Raw genomic sequence first — 18,479 nt, 5'->3', positions numbered from 1 at the left:
ATAATTAACAAAAAAAGCCTGTTTTTTCTTCACAATATTTTCTTATTACAAACTGTATATCAATAAATTAAAATTAACACCCCATGGTGAATAAAAAATTTCAAACGATTGAAAAAAAAACCGAATAATTCATGCGTGGGTAAAGAATTGATTTATTTTTGCCCTAATCATTAAACAGTATTTTTATGACAACGAAAAAAGATAAAATCGTTGAAATTGAAGAAGCAGTAGTACGGTTTGCCGGTGACTCCGGAGACGGGATGCAGCTTACCGGAAGTCTCTTCTCCGATTCAACAGCATTTGCAGGTAACGACTTTGCCACTTTTCCGGATTATCCGTCCGAGATCAGGGCACCACAGGGAACCGTTTCAGGGGTCTCTGGTTTTCAAATTCATTTTGGACACAAAAACATCTACACTACCGGCGACCTGGCCGACGTGTTGGTCGCCATGAATCCCGCATCCTTGAAAGCAAATCTCAGGTGGGTTAAAAAAGATGCTATTATTATTGTAAACAGCGAAGAGTTTACCGAAAAAAATCTGGCCAAAGCCGGATGGGAAAGCAATCCGCTGGAAGACAATACACTCACCGGACATCTGGTAGTGCAGGCTCCGCTTAATACCCTCACCAAAGAAGCCGTAAAAGATCTGGACCTGGATAATAAATCGGTGCTCAAATCAAAAAACATGTTTGCGCTGGGCATCATCTATTACCTGTTTAACAGAGACTACAAAAAAACATTTGCCTTTTTTGAAAATAAATTCAAAAAAAATCCGCTGGTAGTCGAAGCCAATAAACGGGTACTCGAAGCCGGTTACCACTACGCCGAAACACTTGAAGTTTTCAAAAATACATTCCGCATTGAGAAAGCCAACCTGCATAAAGGACGGTACCGCAATGTAACCGGTAACCTGGCCACCGCATGGGGATTTTTAGCCGCTTCTGAACGTTCCGGAAGAAAAATTTATCTCGGCTCTTATCCCATTACGCCGGCTACCGATATTTTACAGGAATTGTCAAAACACAAACAATTTACCTGTATCACACAACAGGCAGAAGATGAAATTGCCGGTGTGGTTTCCACTATCGGAGCCAGTTTTGCCGGAGCACTTGCCGTAACCACCACTTCCGGCCCCGGACTTTCACTGAAAAGTGAAGCCATCGGTTTGGCGGTGATGACCGAACTGCCTATTGTCATTGTAGACGTACAGCGTGGCGGTCCTTCCACCGGTTTGCCAACCAAATCAGAACAATCTGATCTGATGCAGGCACTTTACGGACGTAACGGAGAAGCTCCCTGCATTGTAATGGCTGCTACCGGCGCTGCCGATGCTTTTTATTCGGCTTACGAAGCAGCCAAACTGGCCATGGAACACATGACCCCGGTAATTTTACTCACCGACGGATCCATCGGAAACGGATCGGAAGTTTTCAAAATTCCCCGGGTAGCCGATTTACCCGAAATCAATCCTCCGATTGCCGAACCCAATGACATTGATTACAAACCTTATAAAAGAGATCCTAAAACGTTAGCCCGCAAATGGGCCATCGCCGGAACCCCGGGATTGCGTCACCGTTTGGGTGGTCTTGAAAAAGAAGACATCACCGGAAACGTATCGCACGACCCGCTGAACCACCAAAAAATGACCGAACTGCGTCAGGCTAAAGTAGATCGCGTTGTGGATTATATCCCTGAGTTGAAAATCGACGGTGACGACAAAGGCGACCTGCTTGTCGTAGGCTGGGGAAGCACTTACGGCGTACTGCTTACTGCCGTGGAAGAAATGAGAGAAGAAGGAAAATCGGTAAGCATGGCACAGTTTAAACACATTATGCCTTTGCCGAAAAACGTACATGAAGTATTTTCAGGGTTCAAAAAAATCGTGGTTTGCGAAAACAACATGGGCCAATTTGTGAATTACTTACGAATGAAACACCCCGAATTTAAATACGAACAATATAACAAAGTTCAGGGGCTGCCTTTCATGGTGTCAGAACTGAAAACAAAATTTGAGGCACTTTTAAACGAATAAGATCATGGAACAAAAAATAGAACCTCAGGAAATACAGCTCTCAAAAAAAGATTTTGAAAGCGACCAAATGGTAAAATGGTGCCCCGGTTGTGGTGACCATGCCATTCTGAAATCTGTAGAAAATGTTTTCCCCGTCATCGGAGAAAAAATGGGATATAAAAAAGAAGATTTTGTAGTAGTTTCCGGTATCGGTTGCTCATCGCGTTTTCCTTATTACATGAATACTTATGGTATTCACGGTATTCATGGTCGCCCGGCAGCACTTGCCATGGGAATTAAACTGACCAATCCCAAATTAAGCGTTTGGATGATCAGTGGCGACGGTGACTCCATGGCCATCGGCGGAAACCACTTTATTCATATTGCCCGCCGTAATCCGGATGTTAATTACCTGTTGTTTAACAACAAAATTTACGGATTGACCAAAGGACAATATTCTCCGACGACTCCCAAAGGACAAAAAACCAAAACTTCACCGCAGGGTACTTTTGAAACCCCGTTTAATCCTGGTGAACTGGTAATTGGTGCCCGCGGTAAATTCTTTGCACGGGCAGTGGATACCAACCCCAAATTAATGCAACAGGTTTTCCTTGAAGCCGCATTGCATCATGGAACATCCATCGTTGAAATCCTGCAGAACTGTGTGATTTTCAACAACAAAATCCATGCATTAATTACCGGGCGCGACACGAAAGACGATAACCAGTTGATTCTTGAAGCCGGAAAGCCCATGCTCTTTGGCAAAAACAAAGAAAAAGGAATCATCCTGGAAGGAACCCGTCTGAAAGTAGTAAAACTGGGGGAAAACGGAATTACTGAAAAAGATATTCTGGTACACGACCCGACTACGGACGATGCCGGTATTCACATGATGCTGGCCAGCATGGCTCCGCCGGAATTTCCGGCTGCATTGGGTGTTATCCGCGCAGTAAAAAGCGAAACGCTCGAAGACGCTGTATGGAATTCTGTGGAACACGAAAAACAGGTTTCTCCCTACAAAAACGTTGACGATTTGCTCAACAGCGGGAACACCTGGGAAATTGATTAAGATTTCTTATCCTTATAAAAAAAAAAGCGGCTCTTTAAAGGCCGCTTTTTTTTATTTCATACTGCCATTTATTTCTTTTGCTTTGGAGGAATAAAGCTCATCGCCCGCTCTGTCATGGCAGTAATGGTCAACGAGGGGTTAACCCCCGGATTGGCTGAAATAGCCGACCCGTCACATACCATCATATTTTGATAGCCAAACACTTTCTGCTGTCCGTCAATTACACCGGTTTCAGAAGAATCTCCAATTACAGCGCCTCCCAGAATATGGGCCGTCGTCGGAATTCCGAACAACGCTTCCGTTGTCATCACAAAAGGTTTTCCTTTGATCACTTCCGAAGTTCTGTCGGCCAGCTCTTTGGCACGCGGAATAAAAGAAGTTGGCGCTTTTCCGGTAGAAACAGCAGAAGACAAATTAAACCATCCGCGTTTAAACCGCAATGTACTGTCGAGATGTTGCATAAAAAGCAAAATCACCGACTCTTCGGCAAAGTTTTTGGAGAAATAAATCCGCAACCAGGCTCCGGGCCGGGTAACCAAATGTTTCAGTAATTTTCCGGCACGATGCCACCCGTTTTTTCCAAAAGTTAAAGGAACGCCCATCAGTTTGAAAAAACCGGAGCCGGAGCCATACCGTACCGGCTCTACATGCGAATCTTCATCCGGCGGAAAAATAGAACCAATAGCTACTCCTTTTGAGTAATCCTGTTTTCGCTCAGGCGAATGAACCAAAATCAAACTTTCGTTATTGGTACGGATATCATAGCCCACCCGCTGGCTAAGCCGGGGAAGGCTTTTTCCTTTAAGATTCAACAGCAACCGAACAGTTCCCAAAACCCCGCCGGCAAAAATAACACCTTTGGCTTTGACTTGTTTTTTCCGGCTGAAAAGCACACCGGTTGACTTTTTTAAAGTAACAACATACCCATCCGAACCATCTTCTTTTCCGTCCGGGGTCACATCCATTACTTTATGCTCGGCTAATACTTCTGCTCCCTTTTTCATAGCCAGATAAAGATAATTCTTATCCAGTGTATTTTTAGCATTATACCGGCAACCGGTCATACAAGCCCCGCAATGCCGGCAACCTTCACGTTCCGGACCTTCTCCGCCAAAAAACGGATCCGATACCGGAACTTCCGGCTCACCAAAAAAAACCGCCACGTCAGTGGCTTCAAATTCTTTTTCATGGTTCATTTGCCGGGCCACTTCTTTCAAAGCCAGATCGGCATCAAAAAGTTTAGGGTTTTGTGCGGCGCCCAGCATTTTTTCTGCCATTTGGTAGTGATTTTCGAGTTCTTTTTGCCAGTCGGTAATTCCTGCCCAGCTACCGGTTTGGAAAAAAGCGGTTTTGGGTCGTGGCAAAGTATTGGCATACACCAGTGAGCCGCCACCAACCCCTACACCGCTCAAAATACCCACATGCCGTAAAAAGGTCATTTTAAAAAAACCGAAAAAACGAAAAGCCGGAAGCCACATCCATTTACGCAGATTCCAGTTGGTCTTGGGAAAATCTTCCGGTTTCCACCATTTCCCCTTTTCAATAACCAGTACTTTATATCCTTTTTCACTGAGTCTCAGTGCCGAAACCGAGCCACCAAAACCCGAACCGATAATGACATAATCGTAGGTTTGTTTCATACCCTTGTCTTTAAAATCTTTTTTGTTGTAAATTTAAGAAAGTCTATCGAACAAACAAACGGGTAAAAAAGAGCAGGAATCGCCCGTTTTTCGTTATTTTGCACTAAAAAAAGAGATGCAAAAGACCATAGAGAATTTAAGAGCACACGGATTTCAGGTGATTCCTGTTAAAAATGCTGCCGAGGCATTAGAAGCAGCAAAATCTTTCTTCGACGGAGCAAAAACTGTCGGGTTGGGAGGTTCGGTAACCGTTCAGCAAATCGGACTGCTTGACTGGCTCCGCCAGCCTCATTCTTTCCGGTTGTTCGATCAATATGAAGACGGGATTTCCATGGAGGAAAATGTGGAGCGCCGCCGGATGGGACTCACAGCAGACGTTTTTGTTGCCGGATGTAATGCCATCACCCGTTCAGGATACCTGGTCAATGTAGATGGTGCCGGAAACCGGGTTGCTGCCCAAGCTTACGGGCCTAAAAAAGTAGTACTGATTGCCGGAAAAAACAAAATCGTGGACGACGTAGAAGCCGGATTTCGACGCATTGAAGAAGTCGTGGCTCCAAAAAATGTGGAAAGAGTAAATAAAAAAGCTTTTTCCCTGAAAAAAGAACAACGGTATACTGTGGAAAATATCCAAAGTGTTTTTGTGGTCATCAAAAAAACGGATGACAAAAACCGGATTACGCTTATTCTGGTAGACGAAGAATTGGGATTCTAATCTTACAGAAGCCCCTGTTTTTCCAAAAGGCGGTGCATTTGTTGTTGTAAACGGCGGGCAGCTTCACCGGCTTTTTCAGCAAAATCTTTTCCGGAAGACTGATATAAAATTCCCCGCGAAGAGTTCACCAGAATTCCACAATGGTCATTCATTCCATACCGGGCTACTTCATCCAGAGAACCGCCTTGTGCTCCCACTCCCGGTACCAGTAAAAAATGGTCCGGAACCAATTTCCGTACTGCTTCCAGTTCAGGAGCCCGCGTAGCGCCGGTAACATACATCAACTGATCGGCAGAGGCCCATTCACGCGAAATTTCCAATACTTTTTCATAAAACTTTCTTCCATTATCATCAACAAGATATTGAAAATCAGAAGCTGACGGGTTGGATGTCAGTGCCAGCAGAATCACCCATTTCTCTTTGTATGCCAAAAAAGGGGTTACCGTATCTTTTCCCATGTAAGGCGATAAAGTAACCGCATCCACGTCCAGTTCATCAAAAAATGCATAAGCATACATGGCCGATGTATTGCCGATATCTCCCCGTTTGGCATCAGCGATAATAAAAACTTCCGGTGCTTTCTGACGCAAATAATGAATTGTTTTTTTCAAGCTCTCCCATCCGGCGGCCCCTAAAACCTCATAAAAAGCCAGGTTGGGTTTGTAAGCCACGGAATACGGAAGGGTGGCATCAATCACGGCCTGATTAAAAGCAAAAACCGGATCATCTTCCGAAAGCAAATGAGATGGAATTTTTTTGATATCCGTATCTAATCCAACACACAAAAAAGAATGCTTTTTCCGAATCTGCTCAAAAAGTTCGTTGGATGTCATAAAACATTAATTTTCAGCAAAGGATGTATACTCAGGCTTACTCAAACTCTTCTTTCAACCGTTCGGCATTTTCAGCCATTTGCAGTTTATCGATCAATTCCTGAATATCTCCGTCAATAATGGATTGCAAGTTATACAATGTCAATCCGATACGATGATCGGTTACCCGTCCCTGAGGCCAGTTATACGTACGGATTTTTGCCGAACGGTCACCGGTACTCACCATGGTTTTCCGTTTCGACGACATCTCTTCGAGATATTTATTGTATTCCCGTTCGTACAACCGGGTACGCAGTACTTTCATGGCCTTAGCCAAGTTCTTTATTTGCGATTTCTCATCCTGACAGGTAACGACAATTCCTGTAGGAATATGTGTCAGCCGGATGGCAGAATAAGTCGTGTTGACCGACTGTCCGCCCGGTCCGGAAGAGCAATAGGTATCTTTCCGGATATCTTTTTCGTTAAGTTCCACATCAAATTCATCGGCTTCGGGCAGCACCACCACCGAAGCCGCCGACGTATGAATCCGGCCTTGTGTTTCGGTTTTTGGCACCCGTTGTACCCGGTGAACCCCGGATTCAAATTTCAAGGTTCCGTACGCCCCTTCACCAATCACATTAAAAACAATGGCTTTAAAACCGCCGGCTGTCCCTTCATTCATCTCCACCACATCCACTTTCCAACCCCGGCTCTCACAATATTTCTGGTACATACGAAACAAATCCCCGGCAAAAATAGAAGCTTCATCACCGCCGGTTCCGGCACGGATTTCCATCACCGCATTTTTACTGTCTTCCGGATCTTTAGGAATCAACAACAGCCGGATTTCTTCTTCCATTTCTTTCAGCTTCGGCTGCAGCTCTTCCAACTCTTCCTTAGCCATTTCCCGGAATTCAGGGTCTTTTTCGTTGGCCAGTATCTCTTTGGCATTTTGGATGTTTCCCAACAGGTTTTTGTATTCCTTGTAAGCTTTTACCACCGGTTCCAGTTCTTTATAGTCTTTGTTCAGCTTTACAAAGCGTTTCATATCTGCCATAGCAGCAGGATCGCTCATTTGCTCTGCAATTTCTTCCCAACGGTTTTTTATGGTTTCAAGCTTTTCTAAAATATCCACGGTATTCTGTTTTTGCTGCAAAGATAATAAATCCCCGCACCACAAACAGACTTTAAGTTTCTGCATTTCGTTGCCAAAGTTTCAGGGGCTAATTCCTATTTTGATGAAGAAAAAGGCTTGTGCCATAATATTCATTATTATTTTTCCCCTTTTTCAAAACAGTTTTGCAAAATCCCGAAGGGGTTGAATACCGGCCTCTGAATAAATTCAGAGTCAATGGTAATAAGTCGTTTCTCCGGGACTTACACCACATCTCATCTGTGTTTGACGTTTTGTGCTTGGGATTTTTTTGTTTTTTGCTTTTTGGGATTTCGTTTGTCATTTGGTTTTTTGTCTTTTGTGATTTTGCTCCATCGCAACTTCGCCTGTTCTTCTCCTCGCACGCCACTTTTCCGCAATGCCCCGCCCATAACTGGTGTTTTCCCCCGAAAATTATTTTACTTCACAAAGTAATTGACACATCATGAACTCAGTGGAAACTGGGCAATAAAACGAAGAATATTATCAGCACACCAAATAGAGAAATTAACTGTTTCAGGTATATTTAAATACGGTGATCGCTTACATTAACAAACCCTATCGTGAAGCGGCGAGCAGTTCTCTGGCAGCAGCCCGCGAAGCGTCCGTTACCTTTTCATCGCTCAGCATCTTGGCAATTTCTTCCAACCGTTCTTCAGCATTTAACAAAACAATTTGCGATACGGTTTTGTCGTTTTCGGTATTTTTAAAAACACGAAAATGGAAATCAGCCCGGGCTGCAATTTGTGGCAGGTGAGTAATGGCCAATACCTGAATATGCGTAGCCATTTTCTTCAGAATCATCCCCAGTTTACCGGCAATGTCTCCCGAAACTCCGGCATCAATTTCATCAAAAACAATGGTAGGCAAAACGCCTTCCTGGTGTATCAACGACTTAACTGCTAACATCAACCGCGACAACTCTCCGCCGGAAGCCGTTTTAGATAAAAGGTCCGGTTCCTTTCCTTTATTCGCCGAAAAATAAAAATGAACCTGTTCTTTTCCGTAAGCCGAAAAAGAAGAAAGCGGGATAAGCTTAACCTGAAATTGTGCATCTTTCATCCCTAATTGTTGTAACAACCGGATGACTTCTTTTTCGAACGAAGGAATCGCTTTTTCTCTGGCCTGTCGCAAAGCATCAGCAGCTTTTTCAAGCTGATGGGTTATTTCAACAAGCTTTTTCTTTTCTTTTTCCAGTTCGTTTTCCAAACCGGTTATGTTTTCCAGCTTTTCGCGATATTCTTCCGCCAAAGCAAGAAGGCCTTCCACATCGTTGACATGATGTTTTTGCATCAATGAATAAAGCATATTCAACCGCTCTTCATTTTGCTGTAATTCATCGGGGTCAAACTCGTTCAAAGAGGCAAAGCTTTCAATTTCCAATGCTAAATCAGCCAACTCAATATACGAAGAAGAAAGGCGTTCGGTAAATTCGGCAATGGAAGGATGTAAATCGGAAAGCCGGGAAAAAGTTTCTTTCAGTCGTCCCAGCATCTCCAATACCGAAACGTCACCGTTTTTCAATAATTCGGCGGCCAATTCCGAAGCAGAACGAAGATCCACCGCATGCCGCAACAGTTTGTTTTTTTCTTCAAGGCGGGTCATTTCATCCGCATCCAGTGCCGCAGCATCCAATTCATTCAGCTGAAAACGATAATAGTCTTCATCGCGTTTAGCCTGTTCGTTTTGTTTTTGAAGCTGAAAAACCTTTTTTTCCGTTTCGCGGTATTGTTTGAACAAACGGCTATACGTTTCTTTCAACCCGGGCTTTTGAATATATGCATCAAAAAGTGCCCGTTGAAAATCCTGCTCGTTCAGCAACAGGGTCTGATGTTGCGAATGGATATCCACCAAACGTTCTCCCAAAGCACGTAACACATTCAGGTTTACCGGTGTATCATTAATAAAAGCACGGGATTTACCGGCCGGATTTATTTCGCGTCGCAACAGGGTTTGTTCGTCGTAATCCAGATCATTTTCATCAAAAAAAGTGCTCAGGTTTAAATTTCCGATGAAAAACGTTCCCTCCACCACACATTTTTTGGTTTTATCCATCAACACCGACGGATCAGCCCGGCGCCCCAAAATCAACGAAAGGGCACCAAGAAGAATGGACTTTCCGGCACCGGTCTCGCCGGTAATTACCGTAAACCCCGCATCAAAATCTATTTCGGCCCGGCTAATCAGGGTATAATTGGTTATGGACAATTTTTGCAACATGCGAAAACCTGTGTTACCTTTTTACAAAGATGAAAAAATATTGTTTACAGCCGCTACTTGAATGATTGTAAATCCTGAAGCCGCTTGTAAATACCATTGGCTTTAAGCAGCACTTCATGCGATCCGCGTTCTACAATTTCGCCTTTTTGAATCACCATGATTTCATCGGCATCGCGGATGGTAGAAAGCCGGTGGGCAATCACCAGTGTGGTACGGTTTTTCATAATTTTTGACAAGGCATCCTGTACCAGCCGTTCCGATTCGGTATCCAGCGAAGAAGTGGCTTCGTCAAGAATCAGGATTTGCGGGTTTGCCAACACCGCACGGGCAATACTGATCCGCTGACGCTGTCCCCCCGAAAGTTTAATTCCCCGGTCACCCACATTGGTTTGGTATCCTTGCTCCATTTTCACGATAAAGTCATGAGCATTGGCCACTTTGGCCGCCGCTTCAACGGCTTCCTGCGACACATCCGTCATGCCAAAAGCTATATTATTGAAAACCGTATCGTTAAACAAAATACTATCCTGCGAAACAATTCCCATCAGTCCGCGCAGATCGTCAATTTTATAATCCCGGATATCATGTCCGTCCAGCAGTATCCGGCCTTTGGTCACATCGTAAAAGCGGGGCAAAAGATCCACAATCGTTGACTTTCCGCCGCCCGACTCACCCACAATGGCGATGATCTTTCCTTTGGGAATAACAAAATCTATATCTTTTAAAACATAGGGTTTTTGATACTTAAACCAAACATGTTCAAAACGGATTTCCTTTTGAAAGGTATGCACCGGCAAAGCATTGGGTTTTTCTTCAATGCCTTCTTCGGCATCCATTACTTCAAAAATACGGTCGGCCGAAGCCAAACCTTTCCGGATATTGAAAAAACTCTGCGAAAGCGCTTTTGCAGGAGACATGATCTGCGAAAAAACCACAATAAAAGTAATAAAATCAGCAGCCTGAATCGTAGGATGCGGCTGAATCACCATTTGCCCCCCAAACCAAAGAATTACCACGATCACCAGCGAAGAGAGAAACTCACTCAGGGGAGAAGCCAAATCGCGCCGCCGGTTTACACTTACCTGTTTCCGGAAATAGGTAGTATCCATCTCTTTAAACCGCCGGTTAAAATACGGAATGGCATTAAACCCTTTGACCACACGAAGTCCGGTAATGGTTTCTTCGATCATGGACATCAGCGCCGAATAATAACGCTGCAGAATAACGGAGTTTTTGCGAAGATTACGGCCTATCGAGCCGATAATCAGCCCGGTGATGGGAAGAATGACCAAAACGAAAACACTGAGTTTCAAACTTAAACTCACCATAAAAGCCAGATAGGCAATAATGGTAATGGGATCGCGCGCCAGCGATTCAAGATTCAGAAAAATAGATACTTCCAGCTCTTGCACATCCGAAGTAATCCGGGTCATCAGGTCGCCTTTTTTATTTCTGGAATAATAAGCCAGCGGCAGGATCAGCAATTTGGAATAGATATCATCACGTATGCCGCGAATAGCCCCTGACCGGGCGTAATTGACAAAATACATCGCAAAGAAACGGCCGAAATTTTTAAAGAAAAAAGCCGTAAGAATAATCACACAAATGAAAACCAGCGCTTGCAGTTTTCCCTGATGAATAATAATCTGGCTGATATAATAATTCAAATAATCAAGAGCCGAATGGGTGCTGAAATGTAATACCGGTTTTTCTGTAACCAGTTTATTGATCCCAAAAAGAAGATTGAGAAAAGGAATGAGCAAGGCCAGCGAAAAAAGCGAAAATATAATGGATACAATGTTGAAAAACAGATTGGCTGCCAACGATCCCCAATAGGGAAAAATGTATGCAATAACGCGATATAACTTTTTCATCCGTTTTTGAAATGTTGGCACAAAGATAGGGATTCGCCCGAATTGCCATCCTCTTTTTTCTACAACTAAAATTTTATCCGGCGGCTTTCCTTATTTTTGTCATCAAACAATTTTTAAACACATTTTGTGTTTTCTTTTTAACACTACATCCTGCTGTTTTGAGTAAAAAAGTTATTGTTTCGGTTATTAATGATTTGGTTACTGACCAACGGGTAAAGAAAGTGTGTTCCACGTTATCGGAAATGGGATTCCGGGTTGTTCTTACCGGACGCCGGTTAAAAGAGAGTCTTCCTATGGATGAGCGCCCGTATCCGGTACACCGGATGAAATTACTTTTTGAAAAAGGACCGGCTTTCTATCTCTGTTTTCAGATCCGGCTTTTTTTCTTTTTGCTGCTGCATCCGGCTGACCTGTTGGTAGCTAATGACCTGGATACGCTCTTGCCGAATTTTTTGGTTTCGCGGATAAGAAAAATTCCGCTGGTGTACGATGCCCACGAATATTTTACCGGCGTCCCTGAATTACAGGTCCATCCGCTGAAACAAAAAATATGGAAAAAGCTGGAACAATGGCTTTTCCCAAAACTGAAAACCATTTTTACGGTCAATGACAGCATTGCCGGCCTGTACGAAAAAGAATATGGAATCCGTCCGGTGGTGGTGCGTAATGTACCGCCGAAATTTGAAAATCCCAACCCGAAGAGCCGCAAAGCACTGGGATTACCCGAAAACAAATTCATCATCATCATGCAAGGAGCCGGAATTAATGTGCACCGGGGAGCCGAAGAAATCACCGAAGCCATGCAATACCTGGACCAGGTTGTTTTACTGATCGTAGGAAACGGCGATGTTTTGCCGGTATTAAAAAAGAAAGTGGCGCAGTTATCTTTATCTGAAAAAGTTATCTTTATCTCGCGGCGTCCTTATCCCGAAATGATGCAATACACGGCAGCAGCCGACTTGGGACTTACGCTCGACAAAGACACCAACATCAATTACCGTTACAGTTTGCCCAACAAAATTTTTGATTATCTTCATGCCGGTATTCCGGTACTGGCTTCGCGTTTACCGGAAATTGAAAAAATCATAGAAACTTACCGTGTGGGCGATTTTATTCCGGACCACAATCCCGAAAATATGGCAAAAAAAATTAAAGACATTATGGACCACCCTAACCGCCTGCAGCAATGGAAAGAAAACACCGCTGTTGCCGCAGCTGAATTAAACTGGGAAACCGAATCAGAAAAACTGAAAAAAGTGTACCGCCAGTATGTCTGAACTCCACCTGCATATTGTTTCGTTTGACGTTCCGTATCCGGCCAATTACGGCGGGGTCATTGATGTATTTTATAAAGCCAAAGCCCTGGCAGAAAAAGGAGTGAAAATTCATCTGCATTGTTTTGAATACGGCCGAAAAAAACCGGAACTTCTGGAAAAACTTTTTTACGAAGTACGGTATTACAAACGGGATGTATCGAAAAAACATCTTTTTAAAAGCCGGCCTTACATTATTGAAACCCGTATATCGGAAGAATTGGTAAAAAATTTATTGAAAGACGATTATCCCATCTTAATGGAAGGACTACACACCACTGCTCTTTTACGCGAACGGCGGCTAAAAAACCGAAAACGGATCGTACGCACCCACAATATCGAACACGATTATTATCTGCACCTTTCCAAAGTGGAAACCGATCTTTTTAAAAAATATTATTTCTACAACGAATCGGTGAAATTGAAAAAATACGAATCGATTTTATCGAAAGCTGATTTGTTATTAACCATTTCACAAACCGACCATGCCTATTTCTCATCAAAATATAAACCGGTAGTTTTTCTACCGGCATTTCATCCGTACAAGGCAGTAAAAAGTTTGACGGGGAAGGGAAATTATGTTTTGTATCACGGAAATCTGTCGGTACCGGAAAACATCAATGCAGCCACTGTTCTTCTGAAAGAAGTCTTTCAGGATTTTCCGGTTCCGTTCAAAATTGCCGGACTTCACCCGCCGGCTTCGCTGAGCCGGTTGGTGGCAGCTACCCCGTCGGCCGAACTGATTGCCAATCCTTCGGATGAACAACTCCAGGAACTGATTGCAAACGCCCATATCCATATTTTCTTTACCGAACAGGCCACCGGGCTCAAGCTGAAATTACTGAATGCTTTATACAACGGGCGGTTTGTACTTACCAACGATAAAATGCTTAGCGGAAGTCAGCTACAGCCTGTATGTATCATGGCCGGATCGATAGCGGAAATGAAAAAAGAAATTGCCCGGCTGATGAAAGAAAAGTTTACTGCCACCATGAAAGCCGACCGGCAGTTTCATCTGCAAACGTTGTATGCCAACGGAAACAATGTGGAACGATTAATCGACCTGATTGTCTGAATCTACAATGCTTCCTTCTTCGCATTTAACCACTCTTCCGGGGAATTTATGAATGAGATTGTAATTGTGGGTAGCCATAATCACAGCCCGGCCTTTTTCGCAAATTTTCAGCAACAGCCGCATAATTTCGTTGGAGGTTTGCGGGTCCAGATTTCCGGTAGGCTCGTCAGCCAGAATGAGCTCCGGGTTATTCAGCAGAGCCCGGGCAATGGCCACGCGTTGCTGTTCGCCACCCGAAAGCTGATGCGGACGGGCTTTGAGCCGGGCAATCAGGTCTACATCCGACACGACTTCCATAATACGCTGGTTAATTGCTTTTTTGTCTTTCCATCCGGTAGCCTTTAGCACAAACAGAAGATTCTCTTCCACGGTACGGTCTTCCAATAACCGGTAATCCTGAAAAATAATGCCCAGCTTACGGCGCAAAAAAGGAACTTCTCTTTTTTTGAGTTTTTTCAGGTCGAAACCACAAACCTGCGCTACTTTGGCATCAGCGGGGAGTTCGGCAAAAAGGGTTTGCAAAAGGCTTGACTTTCCACTTCCGGTTTTTCCAATCAAATAAACAAACTCTCCCTGATGAACCTGAAAATTAACGTGAGCCAGCACCAGCCTGTTTTTCTGAAAAACGGACAAATCCTGTAAAATGACTACCGGGTTATCTTCCATGATGCAAATTGTTTTGAACAAAGGTACAGCAATTTTTTTGTATCCGAAACCCAACTTTCCGGAAGATCGGATGCCGGGGAACGGCTAATACCTATTTTTATGCGATACCATCTGGTTTTGACGAAGGGAAAAGGCGTGTACCATAATACCCTTTATGGTTTTCTCTTTTTCCAAAATGGTTTAGCGGAAATCCCGAAGGGGTTGAATACCGGCCTCTGAATAAATTCAGCGTCAATGGTAATAAGTCGTCCCTGCGGGACTCCAATGTATCACATCTTATCTGCGTTTCGCGTTTAGGGTTTTTCGTTTTTTGGGGTTTCTAATCTTAGTCACTGGTCATTAGTCATTGGTATTCGTTGATTTTCAGTGCTTAACAACGTTTTACTGTCTTCCTGAACGGAGCGCAGCGTAATGAAGGACCTAAAAATAATCATGACTGTTCAAAGAGATTCTTCGCTACGCTCAGAAGGACAAAAGAAGTTGATTTTTGGGATTTGCTTTTTTATTTTTTTGGGGTTTCATTTGTGATTTGTCTTTTTGTCTTTTGGGATTTCCCACTTTAGGCACTTCAAACTTTAGGCACTTGAAGTACTTAAAATGTGAAGGGCGTCTCTTTTCAAGTCGGACAGGACTTGAAAAGTGGAGACATCGATGCGGGAAATTATCGTTCGAGCGGACGCTCAAACGATGAAAAAGGTTAGCATTTAGTGCGATGCTTCGCGTTGCTCAGCAGGACAAAAGAAGTTGATTTTTTGTCTTTTGGGATTTCCTCTGCGGCAGCGATGGCAGTGGCAGCCCGCAGCAGCCAAAAGCCATGTGCAGCAACCGGTTGAAAGCGACCACCGGAAGCTCTGCAACCGGTGTGGCGGAACCGGCTTTTGGCAATGGCGGCTAAAACGGACAGCGCGGCGGCTTGTCCGGCCGCCCTGAAAAACTTTTCCCACAACCGGTTCTGATTTTTTTAACACATTTTTTTTGAAAGGTTTGGTGAACTTTTTTACATTTGTGCAAACAAAAATTGAAGATTATGACCGATGATGCCGTTTTGATATTGGAAGAAGCCAAAGAAAGTATGGAGCATTCCATACAGCATCTTGAAAGAGAATTTCAGAAAATCAGGGCCGGAAAGGCTACGCCGGGGATGCTCAGCGGAATTAAGGTGGAATATTATGGTACGCCAACGCCGATTGAACAAACGGCCAACATCAATACACCAGACCCACATTCTATTGTGGTTCAGCCGTTTGATAAAAGCTCTTTGCAGGACATCCGCAAAGCGATCATGAATGCCAATCTGGGGTTTAATCCGATGGACGAAGGGGATATTTTACGCATCAATGTTCCGCCGTTGACAGAAGAACGGCGTCTTGACCTGGTAAAAAAAGCGAAACAGGTGGCTGAAGAAACCAAAATTGCCATCCGGAATATCCGCCGCAGCGCCAATGATGATGCCAAAAAGCTGGAAAAAGACGGTGTTCCGGAAGATGAAGTAAAACGGCTGCTGGATGAAATCCAGAAACTTACGGACAAATACACGGAAAAAATTGACCATTTCTTTGAAACCAAAGAAAAAGATATTATGACCATTTAGCCGGAACGTGTTTTCCGGCTTTGAAAACCCGTTAAAATGACCGGAAAAAATAATGATTGGGTGAAGCATCCCCGTAAAAAACAGGTAATTACCGTTGCTTTGGTGTGGTTTATCTGTACGGTACTTATGTTTGCTGCGAGTACCAACCTTTTTCATCAAAGTCCTTTCCAAAAACAATATTTTTTACTTTACCTCTTGTGCATGTCAACACTGGGTATTGTCCTCCGTGTGATACGCAATTACCGCCGGTTGCAACACAACCGGTGAGTTTCTATTAAAAAGAGGTAGTAGTGAGAAATTTCTTTGGAAAATGGCGGTTATTCGTCAATTTGTTTCCGGTTTTTCTGCTTCCGGTTTCTCAGTCGTTGGGTTAACTGAAAAGTAGTTTGGATAATGTTGCGGGTAGTTACAAACGCATTGATGGCCGAGTGAATCATGGCTTTGGTAATATTCACCATGTTAAAGGCTTCGTTGAGTGACTGGAATTGTTGCTGCACATGATTTTCCTGTTTCCGGTTTTCATCTTTCAGGTGTTCCAGATATTTTTCCGTTGCTTTTTCATCAGCAAAACCCGCTCCGGCAACAAATTGTTTCTCCTGATTACTGGCCAGGTTTTTACCCAGTATTTTTCTAATTTTTGAAAACAGCAGGGGTTCACGAAAGGCATACATTAACAGGGCCATGAAAAGATAAAAAGCAGTCACCCACAAAAATCCGCCGGTACGGGTTCCTCCGTGAGCGGCATACCAGTTCACAAAAGCAAAGGATAAAAACATTACCACGAATACCATAATGCCAAACAACATGGAAAACAGCAACAGCTGACCTAACAATTCGGCCGATTTTTTCCGGTAAGCTACTTTATTGTATTCCAATTGCAGGTCGATGTACTTTTTCAGTTCATCTACAAGTGCTTTTACGGGTTTTTTAAAGTCTGCGTTTCCCATTCTGTTTTTTTCTTTCTTCATGGCACAACAAAGCGATAACCAATCATCTGTTGTACAACAGATGATTGGTTAATTCAAAAGAGTTGTTGACTCATTGCCAATTATTTCTGAGCAATTTTTTTTACATCTTCAATTACACCGGCACCTGTTTTCTTCACGTCTTCCAAAACGTCATTTCCTACTTTTTTCACGTCTTCAACCAGTTCGGTACCGGTTTTTTTTACATCTTCCAGGATTTTGTTAACGTTTTCTTTCAGATCATCAAACTGATCCAGTAATTCATCGGATAACTCTTTGGTTTTATCGGAAACTTTTTTTCGTGTTTCTTCGCCTGTTTCGGGGGCATACAGCAATCCGGCAATGGCTCCGATAGCAGCGCCAATTACCATGCCTGAGAAAAATGCAAACCCTGAATGTGAACTATTGTTGCTCATGGTATTAAAGTTTTAAAAATTAGACATCAAATTTACTTCATTATAGTTTCAATTCCAAAAAAAGTTTCGTTCGACACGTTAAAAAAAACTAAACCTGCTGTGCGGACAAAACGTTCCTGAATGAAACGGTTTTTCATTTCTGATATTTTCCCGTTCAAAGCATTTCGCCGGAAAGCGAAAAAATGCACCGGGAAAAAGAACGTCCCGAAAATTCTTTTACTTCCGGGCAACAAAAAGCAAATCAAGAATCATGCCCGATGATTTCCGCCAGCAGAAGAACAGAAAACCCGGACTGCCGGGCTGTCAAAATGGCGGCGAACAACTTTTCGGAATACAGGTCCAAAGTACGCCAAAAATTTGGCGGTTTGAGCGGAAAGTTGCAACTTTGCGGAACGATGGAAAATCAGGAAAATATGGTCTTGCGTGCTCCTGAGCTTGAGGATGCCGCTTTTTTGTATGCTTTGGAAAATGATCAAAAGTTATGGCAGGTTTCTGCCACACGGGTTCCGTTTTCGCATCTCGACCTGGAGCAATATATTTTATCTGCTTCACGGCAGGAACCTTTCGTAGCCGGTCAGGTTCGGTTGATTATCGACTACCGCAAAGGGAAACAATCCACAGCCATCGGAATCATAGACCTTTACGACCTGAGCGCTATCCATCGCCGGGGCGGTGTGGGAATTGTCATCGACGAAAAATACCGGAACCGTTCACTGGCCGGAAAAGCGCTGGACCAGCTGATTTATTATGCATTTAATTTGTTAAATTTGCATCAGCTTTTTTGCAGTATCGGAAAAGAAAACCAGGCCAGTTTACGTTTATTTCAAAGCCGACATTTTGAAATAACAGGGGAAAGAAAAGAGTGGAACCTGATAAACGGAAAATGGCAAGACGAATATTTTTTACAGCTGATTAACAGTTGATTAATAAGGATAAAGCATCGCTTTACAAAACGGAA

General features: G+C 43.4%; 17 protein-coding genes. 8 read left to right on the top strand and 9 right to left on the bottom strand.

The window, feature by feature from the left end; translation table 11 throughout:
- Positions 1–185 precede the first annotated feature (185 nt).
- A complete protein-coding gene (locus LA303_RS03210; protein WP_240526494.1) occupies positions 186–2,033 on the top strand; it encodes a 2-oxoacid:acceptor oxidoreductase subunit alpha in 1,848 nt (615 codons plus the stop codon).
- A gap of 4 nt (positions 2,034–2,037) precedes the next feature.
- Positions 2,038–3,081, top strand: coding sequence for a 2-oxoacid:ferredoxin oxidoreductase subunit beta (locus LA303_RS03205; RefSeq protein ID WP_240526493.1), 1,044 nt, complete (start codon positions 2,038–2,040; stop codon positions 3,079–3,081).
- A gap of 68 nt (positions 3,082–3,149) precedes the next feature.
- On the opposite strand, the gene LA303_RS03200 is transcribed toward LA303_RS03205, so the two are convergent.
- The gene (locus LA303_RS03200) at positions 3,150–4,721 is read right to left on the bottom strand and encodes a GMC oxidoreductase (protein ID WP_240526492.1); all 1,572 of its coding nucleotides are present in this window, start codon (positions 4,719–4,721) and stop codon (positions 3,150–3,152) included.
- 115 nt (positions 4,722–4,836) lie between these two features.
- Between LA303_RS03200 and LA303_RS03195 the strand changes: the two genes are divergently transcribed.
- Positions 4,837–5,436, top strand: coding sequence for a lactate utilization protein (locus tag LA303_RS03195; protein WP_240526491.1), 600 nt, complete (start codon positions 4,837–4,839; stop codon positions 5,434–5,436).
- A gap of 2 nt (positions 5,437–5,438) precedes the next feature.
- Here the strand turns inward: LA303_RS03195 and pyrF are convergent, their stop codons facing one another.
- The 4 genes from pyrF to LA303_RS03175 all read right to left on the bottom strand — a co-directional run bounded on the left by pyrF (position 5,439) and on the right by LA303_RS03175 (position 11,495).
- A complete protein-coding gene (gene pyrF / locus LA303_RS03190; RefSeq protein WP_240526490.1) occupies positions 5,439–6,269 on the bottom strand; it encodes an orotidine-5'-phosphate decarboxylase in 831 nt (276 codons plus the stop codon).
- A 37-nt stretch (positions 6,270–6,306) separates the two neighbouring features.
- On the bottom strand, positions 6,307–7,377 hold the full coding sequence (gene prfA / locus LA303_RS03185; RefSeq protein WP_240527101.1) for a peptide chain release factor 1: 1,071 nt from the start codon (positions 7,375–7,377) through the stop codon (positions 6,307–6,309).
- A 582-nt stretch (positions 7,378–7,959) separates the two neighbouring features.
- A complete protein-coding gene (gene recN / locus LA303_RS03180) occupies positions 7,960–9,621 on the bottom strand; it encodes a DNA repair protein RecN (RefSeq protein WP_240526489.1) in 1,662 nt (553 codons plus the stop codon).
- Positions 9,622–9,674: 53 nt separating this feature from the next.
- On the bottom strand, positions 9,675–11,495 hold the full coding sequence (locus LA303_RS03175; RefSeq protein ID WP_240526488.1) for an ABC transporter ATP-binding protein: 1,821 nt from the start codon (positions 11,493–11,495) through the stop codon (positions 9,675–9,677).
- 158 nt (positions 11,496–11,653) lie between these two features.
- Between LA303_RS03175 and LA303_RS03170 the strand changes: the two genes are divergently transcribed.
- Entirely contained in the window at positions 11,654–12,772 is a 1,119-nt protein-coding gene (locus tag LA303_RS03170) for a glycosyltransferase (protein ID WP_240526487.1), read from the top strand.
- Positions 12,765–13,883 carry a glycosyltransferase family protein gene (locus LA303_RS03165; RefSeq protein WP_240526486.1) on the top strand — a complete coding sequence of 373 codons (1,119 nt, stop codon included), beginning with the start codon at positions 12,765–12,767 and terminating at the stop codon, positions 13,881–13,883. Before LA303_RS03170 ends, LA303_RS03165 begins: the two co-directional genes overlap by 8 nt.
- On the opposite strand, the gene LA303_RS03160 is transcribed toward LA303_RS03165, so the two are convergent.
- Together LA303_RS03160 and LA303_RS03155 are read right to left on the bottom strand one after the other, a co-directional pair.
- Entirely contained in the window at positions 13,863–14,549 is a 687-nt protein-coding gene (locus LA303_RS03160; RefSeq protein ID WP_240526485.1) for a cell division ATP-binding protein FtsE, read from the bottom strand. The two genes, LA303_RS03165 and LA303_RS03160, sit on opposite strands and share 21 nt — an antisense overlap.
- Before the next feature lie 697 nt (positions 14,550–15,246).
- Entirely contained in the window at positions 15,247–15,495 is a 249-nt protein-coding gene (locus LA303_RS03155) for a hypothetical protein (protein ID WP_240526484.1), read from the bottom strand.
- An 81-nt stretch (positions 15,496–15,576) separates the two neighbouring features.
- Between LA303_RS03155 and frr the strand changes: the two genes are divergently transcribed.
- Together frr and LA303_RS03145 are read left to right on the top strand one after the other, a co-directional pair.
- Positions 15,577–16,140 (top strand): ribosome recycling factor, encoded by a 564-nt coding sequence (gene frr, locus LA303_RS03150; RefSeq protein ID WP_240526483.1) that lies wholly within the window; start codon positions 15,577–15,579, stop codon positions 16,138–16,140.
- Between the two features lie 36 nt (positions 16,141–16,176).
- Positions 16,177–16,407 carry a hypothetical protein gene (locus LA303_RS03145; RefSeq protein ID WP_240526482.1) on the top strand — a complete coding sequence of 77 codons (231 nt, stop codon included), beginning with the start codon at positions 16,177–16,179 and terminating at the stop codon, positions 16,405–16,407.
- Between the two features lie 50 nt (positions 16,408–16,457).
- On the opposite strand, the gene LA303_RS03140 is transcribed toward LA303_RS03145, so the two are convergent.
- Positions 16,458–17,087 carry a hypothetical protein gene (locus LA303_RS03140; RefSeq protein ID WP_240526481.1) on the bottom strand — a complete coding sequence of 210 codons (630 nt, stop codon included), beginning with the start codon at positions 17,085–17,087 and terminating at the stop codon, positions 16,458–16,460.
- Between the two features lie 101 nt (positions 17,088–17,188).
- Positions 17,189–17,521 carry a YtxH domain-containing protein gene (locus LA303_RS03135; protein WP_240526480.1) on the bottom strand — a complete coding sequence of 111 codons (333 nt, stop codon included), beginning with the start codon at positions 17,519–17,521 and terminating at the stop codon, positions 17,189–17,191.
- A 365-nt stretch (positions 17,522–17,886) separates the two neighbouring features.
- Here LA303_RS03135 and LA303_RS03130 point away from each other — a divergent pair, with 365 nt between their 5' ends.
- Positions 17,887–18,444 carry a GNAT family N-acetyltransferase gene (locus LA303_RS03130; RefSeq protein WP_240526479.1) on the top strand — a complete coding sequence of 186 codons (558 nt, stop codon included), beginning with the start codon at positions 17,887–17,889 and terminating at the stop codon, positions 18,442–18,444.
- Positions 18,445–18,479: the final 35 nt, after the last annotated feature.

The sequence above is a fragment of the Candidatus Sulfidibacterium hydrothermale genome (assembly GCF_020149915.1).
Taxonomy (GTDB): Bacteria; Bacteroidota; Bacteroidia; order Bacteroidales; family F082; genus Sulfidibacterium; species Sulfidibacterium hydrothermale.
This window is presented reverse-complemented; position numbering and strand designations above follow the sequence as displayed.

Excerpts from the sequence above, each read along its gene's own strand:
- LA303_RS03210 (WP_240526494.1), top strand. The coding sequence starts at position 186 with ATGACAACGAAAAAAGATAAAATCGTTGAAATTGAAGAAGCAGTAGTA.
- LA303_RS03205 (WP_240526493.1), top strand. The coding sequence starts at position 2,038 with ATGGAACAAAAAATAGAACCTCAGGAAATACAGCTCTCAAAAAAAGAT.
- LA303_RS03200 (WP_240526492.1), bottom strand. The coding sequence starts at position 4,721 with ATGAAACAAACCTACGATTATGTCATTATCGGTTCGGGTTTTGGTGGC.
- LA303_RS03195 (WP_240526491.1), top strand. The coding sequence starts at position 4,837 with ATGCAAAAGACCATAGAGAATTTAAGAGCACACGGATTTCAGGTGATT.
- pyrF (WP_240526490.1), bottom strand. The coding sequence starts at position 6,269 with ATGACATCCAACGAACTTTTTGAGCAGATTCGGAAAAAGCATTCTTTT.
- recN (WP_240526489.1), bottom strand. The coding sequence starts at position 9,621 with ATGTTGCAAAAATTGTCCATAACCAATTATACCCTGATTAGCCGGGCC.
- LA303_RS03175 (WP_240526488.1), bottom strand. The coding sequence starts at position 11,495 with ATGAAAAAGTTATATCGCGTTATTGCATACATTTTTCCCTATTGGGGA.
- LA303_RS03165 (WP_240526486.1), top strand. The coding sequence starts at position 12,765 with ATGTCTGAACTCCACCTGCATATTGTTTCGTTTGACGTTCCGTATCCG.
- LA303_RS03160 (WP_240526485.1), bottom strand. The coding sequence starts at position 14,549 with ATGGAAGATAACCCGGTAGTCATTTTACAGGATTTGTCCGTTTTTCAG.
- frr (WP_240526483.1), top strand. The coding sequence starts at position 15,577 with ATGACCGATGATGCCGTTTTGATATTGGAAGAAGCCAAAGAAAGTATG.
- LA303_RS03145 (WP_240526482.1), top strand. The coding sequence starts at position 16,177 with ATGACCGGAAAAAATAATGATTGGGTGAAGCATCCCCGTAAAAAACAG.
- LA303_RS03140 (WP_240526481.1), bottom strand. The coding sequence starts at position 17,087 with ATGGGAAACGCAGACTTTAAAAAACCCGTAAAAGCACTTGTAGATGAA.
- LA303_RS03135 (WP_240526480.1), bottom strand. The coding sequence starts at position 17,521 with ATGAGCAACAATAGTTCACATTCAGGGTTTGCATTTTTCTCAGGCATG.